The organism is Chromobacterium vaccinii (assembly GCF_001855275.1).
In the GTDB taxonomy this organism is placed as follows: Bacteria; Pseudomonadota; Gammaproteobacteria; order Burkholderiales; family Chromobacteriaceae; genus Chromobacterium; species Chromobacterium vaccinii.
This window is the reverse complement of the sequence record NZ_CP017707.1, coordinates 3,349,765-3,367,520: the sequence shown is the minus strand read 5'-3', so window position 1 is coordinate 3,367,520 and position 17,756 is coordinate 3,349,765. Positions and strand designations below refer to the sequence as shown.

15 protein-coding genes are annotated in these 17,756 nt (G+C 66.6%); 8 read left to right on the top strand and 7 right to left on the bottom strand.

Annotated elements, in window-relative coordinates; genetic code table 11:
• Positions 1–11 precede the first annotated feature (11 nt).
• The 3 genes from mrdA (at position 12) to BKX93_RS15555 (ending at position 5,930) form a co-directional block, all read left to right on the top strand.
• Entirely contained in the window at positions 12–1,952 is a 1,941-nt protein-coding gene (mrdA, locus tag BKX93_RS15565; protein WP_021477378.1) for a penicillin-binding protein 2, read from the top strand.
• On the top strand, positions 1,933–3,027 hold the full coding sequence (gene rodA / locus BKX93_RS15560; RefSeq protein WP_046155192.1) for a rod shape-determining protein RodA: 1,095 nt from the start codon (positions 1,933–1,935) through the stop codon (positions 3,025–3,027). Before mrdA ends, rodA begins: the two co-directional genes overlap by 20 nt.
• A gap of 146 nt (positions 3,028–3,173) precedes the next feature.
• Positions 3,174–5,930 (top strand): M16 family metallopeptidase, encoded by a 2,757-nt coding sequence (locus tag BKX93_RS15555; protein WP_070980531.1) that lies wholly within the window; start codon positions 3,174–3,176, stop codon positions 5,928–5,930.
• 6 nt (positions 5,931–5,936) lie between these two features.
• Here the strand turns inward: BKX93_RS15555 and dinB are convergent, their stop codons facing one another.
• From dinB to BKX93_RS15540, 3 genes are all read right to left on the bottom strand, one after another.
• Positions 5,937–7,082 carry a DNA polymerase IV gene (gene dinB / locus BKX93_RS15550; protein WP_070980529.1) on the bottom strand — a complete coding sequence of 382 codons (1,146 nt, stop codon included), beginning with the start codon at positions 7,080–7,082 and terminating at the stop codon, positions 5,937–5,939.
• A 6-nt stretch (positions 7,083–7,088) separates the two neighbouring features.
• The gene (locus BKX93_RS15545; RefSeq protein WP_070980527.1) at positions 7,089–7,388 is read right to left on the bottom strand and encodes an Rdx family protein; all 300 of its coding nucleotides are present in this window, start codon (positions 7,386–7,388) and stop codon (positions 7,089–7,091) included.
• A 357-nt stretch (positions 7,389–7,745) separates the two neighbouring features.
• Positions 7,746–8,201: a copper chaperone PCu(A)C gene (locus tag BKX93_RS15540; protein WP_046168110.1), complete on the bottom strand. Its 456-nt coding sequence runs from the start codon at positions 8,199–8,201 to the stop codon at positions 7,746–7,748.
• 189 nt (positions 8,202–8,390) lie between these two features.
• Here BKX93_RS15540 and BKX93_RS15535 point away from each other — a divergent pair, with 189 nt between their 5' ends.
• The 4 genes from BKX93_RS15535 (at position 8,391) to BKX93_RS15520 (ending at position 11,084) form a co-directional block, all read left to right on the top strand.
• Entirely contained in the window at positions 8,391–9,038 is a 648-nt protein-coding gene (locus BKX93_RS15535; protein WP_070980526.1) for a MarC family NAAT transporter, read from the top strand.
• Between the two features lie 85 nt (positions 9,039–9,123).
• Complete coding sequence (locus BKX93_RS15530; RefSeq protein ID WP_070980524.1) at positions 9,124–9,957, top strand: helix-turn-helix domain-containing protein; 834 nt, start codon at positions 9,124–9,126, stop codon at positions 9,955–9,957.
• 96 nt (positions 9,958–10,053) lie between these two features.
• Positions 10,054–10,764: an AzlC family ABC transporter permease gene (locus BKX93_RS15525; RefSeq protein WP_046155198.1), complete on the top strand. Its 711-nt coding sequence runs from the start codon at positions 10,054–10,056 to the stop codon at positions 10,762–10,764.
• Positions 10,761–11,084 carry an AzlD domain-containing protein gene (locus BKX93_RS15520; protein ID WP_070980522.1) on the top strand — a complete coding sequence of 108 codons (324 nt, stop codon included), beginning with the start codon at positions 10,761–10,763 and terminating at the stop codon, positions 11,082–11,084. Before BKX93_RS15525 ends, BKX93_RS15520 begins: the two co-directional genes overlap by 4 nt.
• Here BKX93_RS15520 and BKX93_RS15515 read toward each other — a convergent pair.
• The 3 genes from BKX93_RS15515 to BKX93_RS15505 form a co-directional block, all read right to left on the bottom strand.
• Positions 11,079–12,392, bottom strand: coding sequence for a sodium-dependent transporter (locus tag BKX93_RS15515; protein ID WP_070980520.1), 1,314 nt, complete (start codon positions 12,390–12,392; stop codon positions 11,079–11,081). The two genes, BKX93_RS15520 and BKX93_RS15515, sit on opposite strands and share 6 nt — an antisense overlap.
• A gap of 219 nt (positions 12,393–12,611) precedes the next feature.
• The gene (locus BKX93_RS15510; protein WP_070980518.1) at positions 12,612–13,988 is read right to left on the bottom strand and encodes an amino acid permease; all 1,377 of its coding nucleotides are present in this window, start codon (positions 13,986–13,988) and stop codon (positions 12,612–12,614) included.
• A gap of 327 nt (positions 13,989–14,315) precedes the next feature.
• Positions 14,316–15,686, bottom strand: coding sequence for an amino acid permease (locus BKX93_RS15505; protein ID WP_046155202.1), 1,371 nt, complete (start codon positions 15,684–15,686; stop codon positions 14,316–14,318).
• A 349-nt stretch (positions 15,687–16,035) separates the two neighbouring features.
• Between BKX93_RS15505 and BKX93_RS15500 the strand changes: the two genes are divergently transcribed.
• Entirely contained in the window at positions 16,036–16,731 is a 696-nt protein-coding gene (locus BKX93_RS15500) for a glycine zipper 2TM domain-containing protein (RefSeq protein ID WP_115616349.1), read from the top strand.
• 66 nt (positions 16,732–16,797) lie between these two features.
• Here the strand turns inward: BKX93_RS15500 and BKX93_RS15495 are convergent, their stop codons facing one another.
• Positions 16,798–17,682, bottom strand: coding sequence for a sterol desaturase family protein (locus tag BKX93_RS15495; RefSeq protein ID WP_070980516.1), 885 nt, complete (start codon positions 17,680–17,682; stop codon positions 16,798–16,800).
• Between the last annotated feature and the right edge of the window lie 74 nt (positions 17,683–17,756).

Here is a 17,756-nt window from a genome sequence, read left to right as displayed (position 1 = left end):
CCGACTGATCCATGCGCCGCCCGTCCCGTTTCAAGAACCCGCAGTCCGAAGAAGCCCAGTTCGAGCTGCGGCTGATCATCGCCTACGCGCTGATCATCCTGATGTTCCTCACCCTGCTCGCGCGCTTCATCTGGCTGCAGGTGCTGCAGCACGACCATTTCTCCACGCTGGCCCAGAACAACCGCATCTCGCTGGTGCCCATCCTGCCCAACCGCGGCCTGATCCTGGACCGCAACGGCATCGTGCTGGCGCAGAACTACTCCGCCTACACGCTGGAGCTGACGCCGAGCAAGATTTCCGACCTGGCCGCCACCGTCGCCAAGCTGAAGACGCTGGCCGACGTCAGCCCGCGCGACGAGAAGCTGTTCAAGAAGCTGCTGGCCGAAAGCAAGAATTTCGAAGCCATTCCGCTGAAGGTCAAGTTGACCGACGATGAGGCCGCGCGCGTCGCCGCCCACGGCTTCGAGCTGCCCGGCGTCGAGGTCAAGGCCAGGCTGTTCCGCGATTATCCGTACAAGGAAATGACCAGCCACGTGCTGGGCTACATCGGCCGCATCAACCAGAGGGACAAGGAGCGGCTGGAGGAAGAGGACAAGACCACCAACTACAAGGGCACCAACTACATCGGCAAGACCGGACTGGAAGCGGTGTACGAAGAAGACCTGCACGGCCAGGTGGGCTTCGAGGAAATGGAGACCGACTCCGGCGGCCGCGCGGTGCGCAGCCTGCGCCGCACGCCGCCGGTCAACGGCAACACGCTGAAGCTGGCGCTGGACATCCGGCTGCAGGAAATGGCCGACAAGCTGTTCGGCGAGCGCCGCGGCGCGCTGGTGGCGATAGATCCCAACACCGGCGGCGTGCTGGCCTTCCTGTCCAAGCCCGGCTTCGATCCCAGCCTGTTCATCGACGGCATCGACACCCAGACCTGGACCGCGCTGAACACCGACTGGCAAAAGCCGCTGATCAACCGCGCGCTGCGCGGCACCTATCCGCCAGGCTCCACTTTCAAGCCCTTCATGGCGATGGCGGCGCTGAACACTCACAGCATAGGCATGCACGACATTCGTCCGGCGCCCGGCTACTTCACGCTGCCCGGCTCCAGCCACCAGTTCCGCGACAGCAAGAAAAGCGGCAACGGCATGGTCAACCTGCAGCGCGCGATCACCGTGTCCAGCGACACCTTCTTCTACAAGCTGGCCTGGGACATGGGCATAGACAAGATCCATCCGGTGGTCGGCTCCTTCGGCCTGGGCAGCAAAACCGGCATCGACCTGGACGGCGAATCCATCGGCGTGCTGCCGTCCAAGGAGTGGAAGGAAAAGCGCTTCGCCCGCTACAAGCCCGAGGTGCGGCGCTGGTATCCGGCCGACGTGGTCAGCATCGGCATCGGCCAGGGCTTCAACGCCTACACCCCGCTGCAAATGGCCAACGCCACCGCCATCATGGCCAACGGCGGCCAAGTGTTCAAACCGCACCTGGTGCAGCAGGTGGTGGACTCCAAGACCGGAAAATCCCGCCAGATCGAGCCGCAGCCGATCCGGCAGCTGCCTTACCCGAAGGAATACTTCGACTACATCAAGGAAGGCATGCGCAACGTGATGATCTCCGGCACCGGCGCCCGCGTCGGCGCCGGCCTGCAGTACTCGATGGCCGGCAAGACCGGCACCGCCCAGGTGGTGGCGATCAAGCAGGGCGCCAAGTACAACGCCGCCGCGCTGGCCGAGCAGTACCGCGACCACAGCTGGTTCATCGCCTTCGCGCCGGTGGAGCAGCCCAAGATCGCGGTGGCCATCATCGTCGAGAACGCCGGCTTCGGCGCCGCCGCCGCCGCGCCGGTGGCGCGCGGCCTATTCGACTTCTACCTGACCGGCAAGGTGCGCAACGACCTGGCCGGCCTGCTGAAAACCGTGCCGATGGAAAACGGAGACGTACGTGAAGACGCCGCTGATTAAGCAGATCTGGCAGCAGATAAAAGAGCCGCTGGACGGCTGGCTGATGCTGTTCCTCGGCCTGATCTTCGCGGTCAGCATGGTGCTGCTGTACTCCGCCAACAACCAGTCCTTCGACAAGATAGACAACAAGCTGATCTACACCGCGATGGCGCTGACCGTGATGTGGGTGATCGCGCGGATGCGGCCGCAGAGCGTGATGAACTTCGCGCCGCCCATCTACGTGCTGGGCGTGCTGCTGCTGATCGCCGTGCACTTCAAGGGCATCACGGTGAACGGCTCCACCCGTTGGCTGAGCCTGGGCGTCACCCGCATCCAGCCGTCGGAAATCCTGAAGATCGCGCTGCCGATGATGCTGGCCTGGTTCTTCCAGAAATACGAGCTGTCGCTGCGCTGGTGGCATTACCTGATCGCCGCCGCCATCATGCTGGTGCCGGTGGGCCTGGTGCTGAAGCAGCCCGACCTGGGCACCGCGCTGCTGATCGCCGCCGCCGGCTTCTTCGTGCTGTTCTTCGCCGGCCTGCCGTGGAAAGTGATCCTGGCCGGCGCGGTGATGGCCGCCGCCAGCCTGCCCATCGTCTGGAACCATCTGCACGACTACCAGCGCAAGCGGGTGCTGACCCTGATCGACCCCACCACCGACCCGCTGGGCACCGGCTACCACATCATCCAGTCGATGATCGCCATCGGCTCCGGCGGGCCGTGGGGCAAGGGCTGGCTCAACGGCACCCAGACCCATCTGGACTACATCCCCGAGCGCACCACCGACTTCATCTTCGCCGTCTACTCCGAGGAATTCGGCCTGGCCGGCAACGCGGTGCTGCTGACGCTCTACCTGCTGATCCTGAGCCGGGCGATGATGATCACCGCCAGCGCGCAGACGCTGTACGGCCGGCTGATGGCCGGGTCGATCACCATGTCCTTCTTCGTCTACGCCTTCGTCAACATGGGCATGGTGTCCGGCATCCTGCCGGTGGTGGGCGTGCCGCTGCCCTTCATGTCCTACGGCGGCACCGCCTCGGTCACACTGTTCATCGGCATGGGCATGCTGATGGGCATCAGCAATCTGCGGCGCTGAGCGCCCCGCTCCGGAACCCTTGCCGAACCGGCCTGCCCAAGCAGGCCGGTTTGTCCATCCGCCCCGCGAGGCTTGACGCCGCGAACGACGCTGCGGCATCGTCAAGCGGACGCCCTCCCATCCAGCAAGGAAACGCAACTTAATCCATGAGACTGAAGACCCTGAGCCTGCTGCTGGCGCTGGCCTTGTCGCCCGCGCTGTCCGTCCACGCCGAAACCGCCGCGCCGGCCGCCCAGCGCGCGCAGGCGGTCGCCCCCTACGCCAGCGCCGAAGGCATCAGCGAATACCGGCTGGCCAACGGCCTGCGCGTGCTGCTGGCGCCGGACGATTCCAAGCCCACCACCACTGTCAACCTGACCTATCTGGTCGGCAGCCGCCACGAAGGCTACGGCGAAACCGGCATGGCGCACCTGTTGGAGCACATGCTGTTCAAGGGCACGCCCACCAGCGGCAACCTGATGTCCGAGCTGTCCAAGCGCGGCATGCAGTTCAACGGCTCCACCTTCTTCGATCGCACCAACTACTTCGAAACCTTCCCCGCCGACGAGGCTAGCCTGGATTGGGCGCTGGCGATGGAGGCCGACCGCATGGTCAACAGCAAGGTGGCCAGAAGCGATCTGGACACCGAGTTCTCGGTGGTGCGCAACGAGATGGAGCAGGGAGAGAACAACCCGGCCAACGTGCTGTGGAAGCAGCTGTCGGCGATCAGCTTCGACTGGCACAACTACGGCCACAGCACGATAGGCGCGCGCTCCGACGTGGAAAAGGTGCGCATCGAAAACCTGCAGGCCTTCTACCGCAAGTACTACCAGCCCGACAACGCGGTGCTGGTGGTGGGCGGCAAGTTCGACCCCGCCCGGACTCTGGCGCGGATCGAAACGCTGTTCGGCAAGATTCCGCGGCCACCGCGCGAACTGGCGCCCACCTGGACCGAGGAGCCGCAACGCGACGGCGAGCGCGAAGTCACCGTGCGCCGCGTCGGCGACACCCAGTTGGCGGCGACGCTGTACCGCACCGCGGCCGGCAGCCACCCGGACAGCGCCGCGCTGCAGGCGCTGGCGGCGATCCTGGCCGACACGCCCAACGGCCGCCTGTACAAGAACCTGGTCGCCACCCACAAGGCGGTCGGCGTCAGCGCAATGCCGTTCGAGCTGGCCGAGCCCGGCTACATCGTGTTCCTGGCCGAGCTGTCCAAGCGCCAAAGCCTGGCCCAGGCCCGTCCCATCCTGCAGGCCACCGTCGAGGCCATCCGCGCCAAACCGATCACCGCCGCCGAGCTCAAACGCGCCAAGGCCGCGCTCTTGAAGGACATCGACCAAACGCTGAACGATCCGCAACGGCTGGCGGTGCAGCTGTCGGAGTCCATCGCGCTGGGCGACTGGAGGCTGTACTTCCTGCAGCGCGACCGCATCGCGGCGCTGACGGTAGCCGACGTGCAGCGGGCGGCGGAAAACTACTTCAAGCCCAGCAACCGCAGCTACGGCCAGTTCATCCCCACCGCCAAGCCCGACCGCGCCGTCATCCCGCCGGCGCCGGACGTGGCCGCGATGGTCAAGGATTACAAGGGCAAGACCGCCGTCGCCGCCGGCGAGGCCTTCGACGCCAGCCCCGCCAATATCGAGGCCCGCACCCAACGCGGCCGGCTCGCCAACGGCGCGGCGATCGCGCTGCTGCCCAAGCAGACCCGCGGCAACGTCGTCCACGGCGCATTCAGCTTCTCCTTCGGCGACGCCGGTAATCTGCGCGGCCAGGCCGCGGCGGCCGAGCTGGCCGCCAACATGTTGGATCGCGGCAGCCGCAAGCTGAGCCGCGCCGCCATCGCCGACAAGCTGGACGCGCTGCAGGCCAGCCTGGACATCGGCCAGGACGGCCAGGACTTGCAGGTGCGCTTCAAGACCACCCGCCAGAACCTGCCGGCGCTGCTGGAGCTGATCGCCGAGCTGCTGCTGCAGCCGGCCTTCCCCGCCGACGAGTTCGAGCAGCTGAAGCGCCAGGCGCTGGCCGGCATCGACTCCTCGCGCGGCGAGCCGCAAGCGCTGGCCGGCCAGGCGGTCAATCAGCAGTTGAACGCCTACGCCAAGGACGACATCCGCTACAGCCCGACGCTGGACGAATCCTACCGCGACATCGCCGGGGTGAAGCTGGACGCGCTCAAGCGCTTCCACCAGCAGTTCTACGGCGCCGACCACGCGCAGCTGTCCCTGGTCGGCGACTTCGACGCCGCCGCCGTCCGCGGCCAGCTGGACCAGCTGTTCGGCCGCTGGAACAGCAAGGCCGCCTACCAGCGCGTGGACGGCCTGCTGCCGCCGCCCAAGCCGGCCAGCCTGTCCGTCGCCACGCCGGACAAGGCCAACGCCGTCTACAGCGCCTCGCTGCCGCTGGCCATCGGCGACGATTCGCCCGACTACCCGGCGCTGCTGCTGGCCAACGAAATACTCGGCGGCGGCGCGCAATCACGGCTGCTGACGCGGCTGCGCCAGCAGGACGGCATCAGCTACGGCGCCGGCAGCGGCATCGACGCCGCCAGCTTCGGCAAGGTGGGCGCGTGGCGGATGGGCGCGATCTTCGCGCCGCAGAATCTGGACAAGCTGAAACAGGGCGTGGCCGAGGAGCTGGCGCGGCTGCGGCGAGACGGCGTCACCGCCGAGGAGCTGGCCGAAGCCAAGCAGGGCCTGCGGCGGTCCTACCAGGTGGCACTGGCCCAGGACGGCCCGCTCAGCGACCTGCTGCAGCGCCAGCTGTGGCAAGGCCGCACCATGGCCTTCACCCGCGAGCGGCTGGCGATGCTGGACGCGCAGACGGTGGACCAGGTCAACGCCGCGCTGCGCAAGTATCTGCGGCCGGAACTGTTGACCCAGGCCTACGCCGGCGACTTCGCCGCCAAGCCGGCCGCGGCCAAGTAAGGCGCGTCAAGCGCTCGCATCCGCCGCCGGCCCCTCCGGCGGCGGCGTTTCCTCGTCCGCCGGCGCGCTGTCCGGCAGCGGCCGGCCGTCGCGGCCGAACAGCCGCAGCTGGCGCGGCAGGTCGAAATCGTCGGCCAGCTTCACGCCTACGCCCAGCAAGCGCACCGGGCGGGCGCCGCGGGCATGGCCGGTGCGCAGCAGCTGGCCGAAGGCCGCCATCGAAAGCGCATAGCCCGGCTGCTCCACCGTGGTCTGGCTGAAATCATCGAACTTAAGCTTCACCGACAAGCCCTTGAACTCCGGGCTGCCGCTGCGCGCCAGCCGCGCCTGCAGCCGGTCCGCCAGCTCCGGCAGCTTGGACAGGCAGTTGGCAAGGTCGGGCAGGTCCTGGGCGTAGGTCTCCTCGACGCTGATCGTCTTGCGGCTGCGGTCGGTGGACACCGGCCGCTCGTCGCGGCCCTGCGACAGCGCCAGAAGCCGCTCGCCGAAGCTGCCGAAATGGCGGAACAGGTCGGCCGGCGACCAGCGCCTGAGATCGCCGCAGCTGTGTATGCCCAGCCGGTGCAGCCGCTCGGCGGTGACGCGGCCGACGCCGTGTATCTTCTCCACCGGCAAGGTGACGACGAAGGCGTCGACGTCGCGCGGGCGGATCAGGAACTGGCCGTCCGGCTTGTTCCAGTCGCTGGCCACCTTGGCCAGGAATTTATTGGGCGCGATGCCGGCCGACGCGGTGATGCCCACCTCGTCGCGGATCTGGCGGCGTATCGCTTCGGCCATCAGCGTGGCGCTGCCCTGCTCGTGCGGCTGGCCGGTGACGTCCAGATAGGCCTCGTCCAGCGACAGCGGCTCGATCACGTCGGTGTAGCGCTGGTAGATGGCCATGATCTGCTGGCTGGCCAGCCGGTAGCGCGCCATGTCCGGCGGCAGGATCACCAGCTCCGGGCACAGCCTGAGCGCGCGCGCCGACGACATCGCCGAGTGCACGCCGTAGCGGCGGGCGATGTAGTTGCAGGTGGCCACCACGCCACGCGTCTCCGGGCGTCCGCCCACCGCCAGCGGCACTTCGCGCAGGCTGGGGTCGTCGCGCATCTCGATCGCGGCGTAGAAGCAGTCGCAGTCGACGTGGATGATCTTGCGTTGCGGGGCGTTCATCGGGAATCAGGGACGGTCGCTGTGCCCCAGCGCCTTGTCCGGCGCGATGCGGTCGCGCAGCCGCTGCTTGAGGATTTTCAGCTCGGGAAAGCCATCTTCCGCCTTGCGGTCCCACAGCAGCTCGCCGTCGACCTCGACGCGGAACACGCCGCCGCAGCCGGGACGCAGCGCCACCTCGGCCAGTTCTTTCTCAAAGGTGGTCAACAGTTCCTGGGCCAGCCAGCCGGCGCGAAGCAGCCAACGGCAGCCGGTGCAGTAGTGGATGACGACGCGGGGAAGGGAAGCGGGGGAGTCGGACGGATTCATGATGGAGAGGCGAGGCGGGAACAAAACGACAGCATAACGTAAAAAACGGCGCCGACCCCCTGTTTGCAGCGTGTTGTGCGGGTGCGAAGCACCCTCTCCTCCATCATTTCTCTTTATGTTTGGCAGACTTGGCGCAGTGCCGAGTCGGGGGCCGGCGTCGCGGATATCGTCTTGTTCAACCTTGTTGCTCGGGCCAGTGTGCCCAGCCGGGCCTGGACTGTAAAGCTCGGGATGGTCGCCTCGCGCATTGCTGCGAAGCAGCATGTAACTTCGGCGCAACGCCGGCAAACGGACAAAAAACAGCAGCTTGCGGCGGAAATGGCGGCAAGCTGCTGCGGGCGTCGCTTGGTAGCGCTATCAGTGCGCGTGGTCGTCGGCGCCGTCCTGCACCACCACCTGCACCTCCACCTGGCCGGCCTTCTCGAAGCCCAGCGTCAGCGGGAAGCGGTCGCCAGCCTTCAGCGGCTGCTTCAGGCCCATCAACATGATGTGGTAGCTGCCCGGCGCGAACTTGACGGTCTGGCCCGGCGCGATCGCCACGCCGCCTTCCACCTTGCGCATCCGCATCACGCCGTTGTCGTTGACGTGGGTGTGCAGCTCGGCGCGATCGGCGCGCGGGGTGCTGGCCGACACCAGCTTGTCCTCGGCCTTGCCCTGGTTTTCCAGCGACAGGTAGACGCCGCCGGTCTGGCTGGCGGCCGGCATCGCGCGGCTCCACGGATGGCCGATGTGGATGGCGCCCAGCTGGAAGGAGTGGGCGGCTGCCAGGCCGGACAGGCACAGGCCCAACAGGGCGGCGGCGAAACGTTTCATCGCGGAGTCTCCAATTGAAAATGGCTCTCACTTTAGCACGCCGCGCGGGCCGATGAACGCGACAAATTGCCGCATCCGTAGGCCTCGCGCCACACCTTGCCATGCCGCCGGTCTAAAGCGCAGTCCCCGGCTACCCCGCCACAACGTAAGCCTCTACAATCGGCGGGCTAGATACCCGGCCTCAACACCATGTTCAAAACCTTGTCGCTGCAATTCCTGTTCGGCGGTCTGCTCAGCCTGATCACCATCACCAATCCGCTGTCCAAGATTCCGCTGTTCATCACGCTGACCCGCGAAATGAGCGAACCGCACCGCGACTCGCAAGCCCGCCGCGCCTGCGTGTTCGCCGCCGCCATCATGGCGGTGAGCCTGCTGGCCGGCAACCTGATCATGGCCGCCTTCGGCATTTCCTACGGCGCGCTGCGCATCGCCGGCGGCTTCGTGGTGGCGGTGCTGGGCTACCGCATGCTGTTCCTGTCGCAGGACCCCGGCCAGGCGCCCAAACAGTCCGGCGAGCGCGAGGACCACGCCTTCTTCCCGCTGGCGATGCCCGGCATCAGCGGCCCCGGCACCATCGCGGTGGTGATCGGCATTTCCACCGAGATCGCCGAACTCTCCACGCTGCCGGCCAAGGCGCTGGCCTTCGCGATGACTTTCGCCGCCATCGGCCTGACCTGCGCCGGCATGTGGCTGACGCTGAAGTCGTCGCTGCTGATCTCGGAGCGGCTGGGCCGCGGCGGCCGCGAGGTGATGACGCGGTTGATGGGCTTCCTGCTGATCTGCATCGGCGTGCAGTTCGTCGGCTCCGGCATCCGCACCTTCATGGCCGGCTCCTGAGCCGCCGCCCAAGCCAAGCAAGCCGGCGCGCACAAGCGGCGCCGCCTCTGCCACAATGGGCGGACCATCACCGCAGGTCCGCGCCATGCCCGCCCTTTCCGCCGAACGCTCCGAACTGTTCCGCGCCGACGACCTCGGCGCGCTGGAATGCCTGGACGCGCAATACGCCGAGCGGACCTTCCCGCCCCATTTCCACGAGCAGTTCGTCGTCAACACGCTGACCCTGGGCGCGCAGTCCTACCGCCACCGCGGCGGCCTGCACCGCGCCGGCGTCGGCGCGCTGGTGCTGATCAATCCCGGCGAGGTGCACACCGGCGAAACCGCCCACGAAAACGGCTGGGCCTATCGCGGCTTCTATCCCGGCGTCGACATGATAAGCAGCCTGGCCGCCGACCTGAACGGCAAGGCGGGCCTGCCCTATTTCCGCGACACCGTGGTGGCCGACCCCGGCCTGGCGCGCCGGCTGGACTGCCTGCACCTGCTGCTGCGCGACAGCCGCGACGCGCTGCAGCGCGAATCGGCGCTGGCCGCGGTGTTCAGCGAGGTGTTGGTCAAATACATGCGGCTGCGCCCCCATGAGCAGGCATCCGCCCCCGGCGCGGTGGAAACCGTCAGGCAGATGCTGGCCGACGATCCCGCCGCCAACCACTCGCTGCAGCAACTGGCGGCGGCGGTCGGCCTGTCGCCCTGGCAGCTGTGCCGCCAGTTCAAGCGCGAGACCGGTCTGCCGCCGGTGGCCTGGCGCAACCAGCTGCGGGTGGCGCGCGCCCGCAAGCTGCTGGCGACCGGCATGCGGCCCGGCGCGGCGGCGCTGGAGCTGGGCTTCGCCGACCAGCCGCACCTGACCCGCGCGTTTCAGCAGGCGCTGGGCGTCACGCCGGCAGCCTATCAGAAGGCCGTGGGCGCCCGCGCCCGCTGAGCCGGCCGCAAAATCGTTCAAGACAGGCCGGACGGCCTGCTCCATCATCAGGAACAGAGGGCCGATGTCCGGCCCCGCCGCACGCAGGATTCATCCATGCCCTCCTTATCCGACCGACGCCGCTGGCTGCTGGACGGCGCGCGCGACACCATTCCGATGATGGTGGGCGCGGCGCCGTTCGGCTTGATCTTCGGCACCCTGGCCATCGCCGCCGGACTGTCGCCCGCCGCCACGGCGGCGATGTCGCTGCTGGTCTTCGCCGGCTCCTCGCAGTTCATCGCCGTCAGCCTGGTTTCCGCCGGCGCCGCCCTGCCGGTGATCTGGCTGACCACCTTCGTCGTCAACCTGCGCCATGCGCTGTACAGCGCCACGCTGCTGCCCTACGCGCGGCCATGGCCGCTGTCCTGGCGCTGGCCGCTGGCGTTCTGGCTCACCGACGAAACCTTCGCCGTGGTCGAGCACCGCTTCCGCAGCCTGGGCGCGGACGGCGGCCAGTGGTATTGGCTGGGATCGTCGCTGTCCATGTATCTGAACTGGCAGCTATGGACGCTGGCGGGCGTGGCGCTGGGCCGCTCGGTGCCGGGACTGGACAGATTGGGACTGGATTTCGCGATGGTGGCCACCTTCGCCGCCATCGTCGCGCCGCAGTTGAAGAAGCGGCCGACGCTGGCCGCCGCGCTGGCCGCGGGCGCGGTCGCGCTGCTGGCGCGCGGTCTGCCCTACAAGTTGGACCTGATGCTGGCGGCGCTGGCGGGGGTCGCCGCCGGCATGCTGCTTGAACGCGGACAGAAACGGGAGGCGGCATGAACGCATGGCAACATTGGGCGGCCATCATCGGCATGCTGGCCGCCACGCTGGCGGTGCGCGCCAGCTTCCTGGTCTTCGGCCAGCGGCTGGCCTTTCCCGGCTGGCTGAACCGCGCGCTGCACTACGTGCCGGCGGCGGTGCTGTCGGCGCTGGTGGCGCCGATGGCGCTGGCGCCGGCCGGAACCATAGACCTGTCCTGGCATAACGCCTATCTGGTCGGCACCGTCATCGCCATCGCCGTCGCCTGGAAAAACGGCAAGACGCTGCTGGCCATCGTGGTCAGCTTCGCCGTCTATGGCGCGCTGCGCTGGCTGCTATAGGTTGTAGGCCAAGACCAGGCCTATCATCAGCGGCGCCAGCCAGCGGCAGGCGACGCGCATCAGCATCGCCGCCGGCGCGGACAGCCGCAGCTCATCCCTCACCGCCGGCCACGCCACGCGTCCGGCGAACAAGGCGGTGCCGATGCAGCCCAGCGGCAACAGCACATTGGACGCGGCGTAGTCCATCAGCTCGAACGCGTTGCGGCCGAACAGCTTGTAGTCGGCCAGGAGGCCAAAGGACAGCGCCGCCGGCACGCCGGCCAGGAAGGCCAGCGCGGTCACCGCCAGCGCGGCCTTGCGCCGGCCGACGCCGAACTCGTCTATCGGCAGGATGGCCACCACCTCCAACAGCGACACCGCCGAAGTCAGCGCCGCCATCAGCAGCAGCGCGAAGAACGCCGTCGCGAACAGCTGGCCGTAGGGCAGATGGTTGAACACCACCGGCATCACCATATAAGTCAGGCCCGGGCCGGCCTGCGGATTCAGGCCGAAGGCGTAGATGGCGGGGAAGATCATCAAGCCGGCCAGCACCGAGGTCAGCGCGGTCAACCCGGTCACCCACAACGCGGAATTGCCGAGCCGGGTGCCCGGCCCCAGGTAGGAGCCGTAGGCCAGCATGCAGCCGGCGCCCACCGACAGCGAGAAGCAGGCCAGGCCCAGCGCCTCCACCAGCATGCCCGGCGTCAGCCGGGCGAAATCGGGACGGAACAGCGCCTCCACCCCGGCCATCGCGCCGGGCAGGGTCAAGGCCCGCACGATCAGCGCCAGCATCAGCAGGAACAGCAGCGGCATCAACAGCTTGCCGACGCGCTCGATGCCCTTCTGCACGCCTCCCGCCACCACCAGCAGCGTCAGGCTGGCGAACAGCGCGTGGGTCAGCAGCGCCTCGGCCGGATCGCCGACGTACTGGCCGAACAGCGCGCCCAGCGCGCCGACGTCATCGCTCATCACCCGGCCGTCCAGCGCGCGCAGCAGATAGCCCAGCGTCCAGCCGCCGACCACGCTGTAGAAGGAAAACACCAGGAAGCAGCACAGCACGCCGCCGTAGCCCAGCAGCTTCCAGCGCGGCGAGCCCAGTTTGGAGAACGCGCCGACCGCGCCGCAGCCAGCCGCGCGGCCCAAGGCCAGCTCGGCCTGCAGCAAGGCCAGCCCCAAGGTGAAAGTGAAGGCAAGGTAGACCAGCAGAAAAGCCCCGCCGCCGTTCATCGCGGTGACGTAGGGAAATTTCCAGATGGAACCGAGGCCCACCGTGGCGCCGGCCGAAGCCAGAATGAAACCGAGGCGGGAACCCCATTGCGTGCGTGGCATGACAACTCCTGAGTCAAAACTGTTTGCCGCCGCACGGGATGAAAAGCTGGATACAACAAGGCCGCCCATGACGGCGGCCCGGAAAGCGGATGTGAACACTCCTGGCGCGCCGGCTTAGCTGCGCCACCGCCAATTTTGGGTCTGGAGTGAAATAATCTGCTTCATCATGGTTCAAGCATGCCGGTTAACGCCCGCAGGCGTCAAGCCCGGCGTGCGCGCTCAAGCATTCTCGGCCGCCAGCTCGCCCTCGGCGCGCGGCGCGCCGCGCAGCCGGAAACCCAGCCACAACAGGCCAAGCCACAACGGCAACACGTACACCGACACCGCGATGCCGGGCGTGAACAACATCACGCCGAGTATCGCCGCCATGAAGGCCAGGCACAGCCAATTGGCGAACGGATGCCACAGCGCCGGAAACAGCGAGCGGCGGCCGGCGCGGGCGCGGCGGAACTTCAGGTGGGTCAGGCTGATCAGCACCCAGTTGATCACCAGCGCCGTCACCACCAGCGACATCAATAGCGCCAGCGCGCTGCTGGGCAGCAGATAGTTGACGATCACGCCCACGAAGGTGGCCAGCGCCGAAGCCAGGGTGGCGTTCACCGGCACGCCGCGCTTGTCCACCTTGCCCAGGCCGCGCGGCGCGTTGCCCTGCTCCGCCATGCTGAACAGCATGCGGCTGGTGGCGTAAACGCCGCCGTTGTACACCGACAGCGCCGCCGTCAGCACCACGAAGTTCAGCGCGTGAGCGGCGAAGCCGGCGCCGATCTGGTCGAAGATCATCACGAAGGGGCTGCCGCCGGCGGCCACCTTGCTCCACGGGTACAGCGACAACAGCACCGCCAGCGAACCGATGTAGAAGATCAGCACGCGGTAGATCACCTGGTTAACCGCCCGAGGGATGGTTTTCTGCGGATCGCGGGTCTCCGCGGCGGCCATGCCGATCAGCTCCAGACCGCCAAAGGAGAACATGATCACCGCCATCGACATGAACAGTCCGCCGAAGCCGCGCGGAAAGAAGCCGCCGTCGTTCCACAGATTGCCGACCGAGGCCTGCGGCCCGCCAGTGCCGGATAGCAGCAGGTAGCCGCCGAACACGATCATTGAAATCACCGCGCCCACCTTGATCAGCGCGAACCAGAACTCGGTCTCGCCATAGTATTTGACGCTGGCGAGGTTAACTCCGGTGATCGCCGCGAAGCAGACCAGCGCGGTCAGCCAGGTCGGCACCTCCGGCCACCAGTAGCGAACGTATTCGCCGGCGGCGGTCAGCTCCGCCATGCCGGCCAGCACATACAGCGCCCAATAGTTCCAGCCGGCCAGGAAAGCCGGGAACCTGCCCCAGTAGCGGCCGGCGAAATGGCTGAGCGAGCCGGCCACCGGCTCTTCGGTCAGCATTTCGCCAAGCTGGCGCATGATCAGGAAGATGACGAAGCCGGCGACCGCGTAGCCGAGAATCATCGAGGGCCCGGCTGATTTCAGCACGCTGGCCGAGCCGAGGAACAGGCCGGTGCCGATGGCGCCGCCCAATGCGATCAACTGAATATGCCGGTTTTTCAGCTCGCGCTTCAAACCGCCGGAAGTCGAGGGAACGCTCACCTTGGCGCCTCCATATGTGGGTGAATTGGAACGGCGCTGGAAACAGGGAGCTTATCGTGGAATCACCCAAAATCGGACAAAATGTCCAATACAAACCAACCGCACAACTCGTTAAAAAACGTACCAATCAGTACAAGTCAAAGAAAGACTAAAACAAATCAGGGCAATTCGTCAAAGACGCAGGCTCGGTTCGCATCGAGCCGCCATCTCTCAAGATCAATTATCGGACAAAAAGTCCAATGTTTGATAGCCATGCCACCAATGACAAGGCCGCCCCAAGAGGCGGCCTGGCATCGCGAAGCCGGCCCGACAGGCCGGCGCCGCGGTTTACGGCAGCTGGCGCGCCAGTTCGGCGTCCGGCTGCTTCGCGCGCTTCATTCGGAAGCCCGCCCACAACAAGCCCAGCCACACCGGCAGCACGTAAACCGACACCGCCATGCCCGGCGTGAACAGCAGGATGCCCAGGATCATCACCATGAAGGCCAGGCAGATCCAGTTGGACAGCGGGAACCAGAACGACGGGAACACCAGCTTCTGCCCGCTCTTGGCGCGGCGGAACTTCAGGTGGGTCAGGCTGATCATCGCCCAGTTGGTGACCAGCGCGGCCACCACCAGCGACATCAGCAGGCCCAGCGCCTCGCCCGGCAGCAGGTAGTTCAGGATCACGCAGGCGAAAGTGGCGACCGCGGAGAACAGCGTCGCGTAAACCGGCACGCCGCGCGTGTCCAGCTTGCCCAGCGCGCGCGGCGCGTTGCCCTGCCTGGCCAGGCCGAACAGCATGCGGCTGGTGGCGTAGACACAGCTGTTGTACACCGACAGCGCGGCGGTCAGCACCACGAAGTTCAGCGCGTGCGCGGTGAATCCGGCGCCGATCTGCTCGAAGATCATCACGAAGGGGCTGCCGCCGGCGGCCACCTTGCTCCACGGGTACAGCGACAACAGCACCGCCAGCGAACCGATGTAGAAGATCAGGATGCGGTAGATCACCTGGTTCACCGCCTTGGGGATGGTCTTCTGCGGGTCGGACGCCTCGGCCGCGGTCATGCCGATCAGCTCCAAGCCGCCGAAGGAGAACATGATCACCGCCATCATCATGAACAGGCCTTTGACACCGTGCGGGAAGAAGCCGCCGTCGTTCCACAGATTGCTGACCGAAGCCTGCGGGCCGCCGGTGCCGGACAGCAGCAGGTAGCCGCCGAAGACGATCATGCCGATCACCGCCGCCACTTTGATCAACGCGAACCAGAACTCGGTCTCGCCGTAGGATTTGACGTTGGCGAGGTTGATGCCGTTGATGCAGACGAAGCACACCAGCGCGGTCAGCCAGGCCGGAACGTGCGGCCACCAGTACTGGACGTAGGCGCCGACCGCGGTCAGCTCGGCCATGCTCACCAGCACGTACAGCACCCAGTAGTTCCAGCCGGACAAGAAGCCGGGGAAGCTGCCCCAGTAGCGGTAGGCGAAGTGGCTGAACGAGCCGGCCACCGGCTCCTCGGCCACCATCTCGCCCAATTGGCGCATGATCATGAAGGCGATGAAGCCGGCGATGGCGTAGCCGAGGATCATCGAGGGGCCGGCCGACTTCAACACGCTGGCCGAGCCGAGGAACAGGCCGGTGCCGACGGCGCCGCCCAGCGCGATCAGCTGGATATGGCGGTTTTTCAGCTGTCGCTGCAAACCGGTGTGGGCTTCGCTCACTATGAATTCTCCTTGAGGTGCGGGCGCCAAACGCGCGCCCGGACGGGTGCGCGATCATCTAAACATCAGCACGACATTGCCGTCAAACCATTGGATACAATATAAATGCCCAAAATATGCACAATGATTGAATATTAAAAATAAAATTCCCCGTTTTCTGCAACTTCAAACCATAAATTGCTCAATCAGACCTATCTAGCTGCGAATTTTCCGCATCCGCCGCCCCATGTCCGGCACGAACGTTCCGTTACCTGCAGTGACAAATGCCACACACAGCTCTTGCAACTGTTTGTCGATAATCCCAGTCGAAGGCATTGAGTGACCCGTGCGTCACATCAGGGAGAGAACAATGAAGCAATCCGTATTGATCGCCAGCGTGCTCGGCGGCGGCATCGCGCTCGGCGCGGTGGGCGTGGCCGGCATCCAGGCCATGAAGTCGTCGAAACCGGAAGCCGCCATCGTCGCGAGCGCCCCGCTGGCCCAGGCCTCGGCTCCGGCCATCCAGGCGCTCGCGCCCAGCGCGGCCTCGTCCACCCTCGCGCAGGCGGCGCCGCAGGCCTCCACCCCGGTGGCGGCCGCCGCACCCAAGCCGGCGCCCAAGCCGGTCCACGCGACACACGCCAAGATCCTGGGCGTGACGCCTATCCGCGAGGCCGGCACCGAGCCCAAGCAGGTCTGCCACCAGGAGCAAGTGGTGCACCAGGCGCCCGTGCAGGATGAAAACCGCATTGCCGGCTCTGTGCTCGGCGGCGTGGTCGGCGGCCTGCTGGGCAACCAGGTAGGCGGCGGCAACGGCAAGAAGGCGGCCACCGTAATCGGCGCGCTGGCCGGCGGCTACGCCGGCAACCGGGTACAGGAAGGCATGCAGCAACGCGACCAAGTGACCGGCACCCGCACCATCTGCAACACTGAAGAAACAAAGACGGAGAAAATCGTCGGCTACAACGTGCGCTACTCGCTGGACGGCAAGACCGGCACCGTGCGCATGGACGAAAAGCCGAAGGGCAAGACGCTGCCTGCCAAAGACGGCAAGCTGCTGATCTGATCCCGGCGGATTGGCCTCAGCAAGAGACAAGGCCCGGCATCGCCGGGCCTTTTTCCATTCAAGGCCTCAGGCCGCGGCGCGCCTCGCCTCGCCGGCGCGCTGCCGTTCCGCCACCTTCTCCGCCGCCTCCGGCGGGCCGAACAGCAACACCAGCCGGTCGCGCCAGCCATCGGCGCGCCAGGCCTCGGCCAGCATGTCGCGCCACTCCACCAGGCTGACCCACAGCGGATTGAAGCTGTTGACCGGCTTCACCGTGCCATAGTCGCACGGGTCGCTGGCCAGCTCCTCGGCATAGGTGCCGAACATCCGGTCCCAGACCACCAGCACGCCGGCGTAGTTGTGGTCGATGTAGCGCGGGTTCTTGGCATGGTGGCCGCGATGTATCGACGGCGTGTTGAACACGTACTCCAACCAGCCCAGCTTGGGCGAAGCCTGGGTGTGGACGAAGAACTGGAAGGCCAGGTTGAGCAACACCACTCCCACCACCTGCTCGGGCGGGAAACCGACCCAGGCCAGCGGCAGCCAGAACGCCCACATGCCGGCCAGCGGATACATCAGGCTCTGACGGAAGGCGGTGGTGAAGTTCATCCGCGTCGAGCTGTGGTGGACGCTGTGCGCCGCCCACAGCCAACGCACGCGGTGGCTGACGCGGTGGAACCAGTAATAGAGGAAATCCTGGCCGAGAAACAACAGCAAGAAACTGAGCCAGCTATCGGAAAAATCTAACAGCCGATGGTGCTGGTAGATCCAGCCGTACAGCGGCAGCACCAATACCCAGGCCAGCTTGTCCGCGCCCTGGTGCAGCAGGCCCAGCGCCGCGCTGCACAGCGAATCGCGCCAATTGTAGAGGCCAAGCCGGCCCTGGCGCCGGAACAGCCACAACTCCCAGGCGACGAACAGCAGGAATACCGGCGCCAGCGCCAGCAGGATCAATTCAATCGGAAATTTCATCGCAGCCCGCCATAGAGCAAACACTTGATTGGAGTGTAAGCTCTATGCACGATGGGCTGTCAACCGCGGCAACC

Bases quoted from the DNA above. Each gene is read 5' to 3' on its own strand.
- mrdA (WP_021477378.1), top strand. From the start codon at position 12: ATGCGCCGCCCGTCCCGTTTCAAGAACCCGCAGTCCGAAGAAGCCCAG.
- BKX93_RS15555 (WP_070980531.1), top strand. From the start codon at position 3,174: ATGAGACTGAAGACCCTGAGCCTGCTGCTGGCGCTGGCCTTGTCGCCC.
- dinB (WP_070980529.1), bottom strand. From the start codon at position 7,082: ATGAACGCCCCGCAACGCAAGATCATCCACGTCGACTGCGACTGCTTC.
- BKX93_RS15545 (WP_070980527.1), bottom strand. From the start codon at position 7,388: ATGAATCCGTCCGACTCCCCCGCTTCCCTTCCCCGCGTCGTCATCCAC.
- BKX93_RS15540 (WP_046168110.1), bottom strand. From the start codon at position 8,201: ATGAAACGTTTCGCCGCCGCCCTGTTGGGCCTGTGCCTGTCCGGCCTG.
- BKX93_RS15535 (WP_070980526.1), top strand. From the start codon at position 8,391: ATGTTCAAAACCTTGTCGCTGCAATTCCTGTTCGGCGGTCTGCTCAGC.
- BKX93_RS15530 (WP_070980524.1), top strand. From the start codon at position 9,124: ATGCCCGCCCTTTCCGCCGAACGCTCCGAACTGTTCCGCGCCGACGAC.
- BKX93_RS15525 (WP_046155198.1), top strand. From the start codon at position 10,054: ATGCCCTCCTTATCCGACCGACGCCGCTGGCTGCTGGACGGCGCGCGC.
- BKX93_RS15520 (WP_070980522.1), top strand. From the start codon at position 10,761: ATGAACGCATGGCAACATTGGGCGGCCATCATCGGCATGCTGGCCGCC.
- BKX93_RS15515 (WP_070980520.1), bottom strand. From the start codon at position 12,392: ATGCCACGCACGCAATGGGGTTCCCGCCTCGGTTTCATTCTGGCTTCG.
- BKX93_RS15500 (WP_115616349.1), top strand. From the start codon at position 16,036: ATGAAGCAATCCGTATTGATCGCCAGCGTGCTCGGCGGCGGCATCGCG.
- BKX93_RS15495 (WP_070980516.1), bottom strand. From the start codon at position 17,682: ATGAAATTTCCGATTGAATTGATCCTGCTGGCGCTGGCGCCGGTATTC.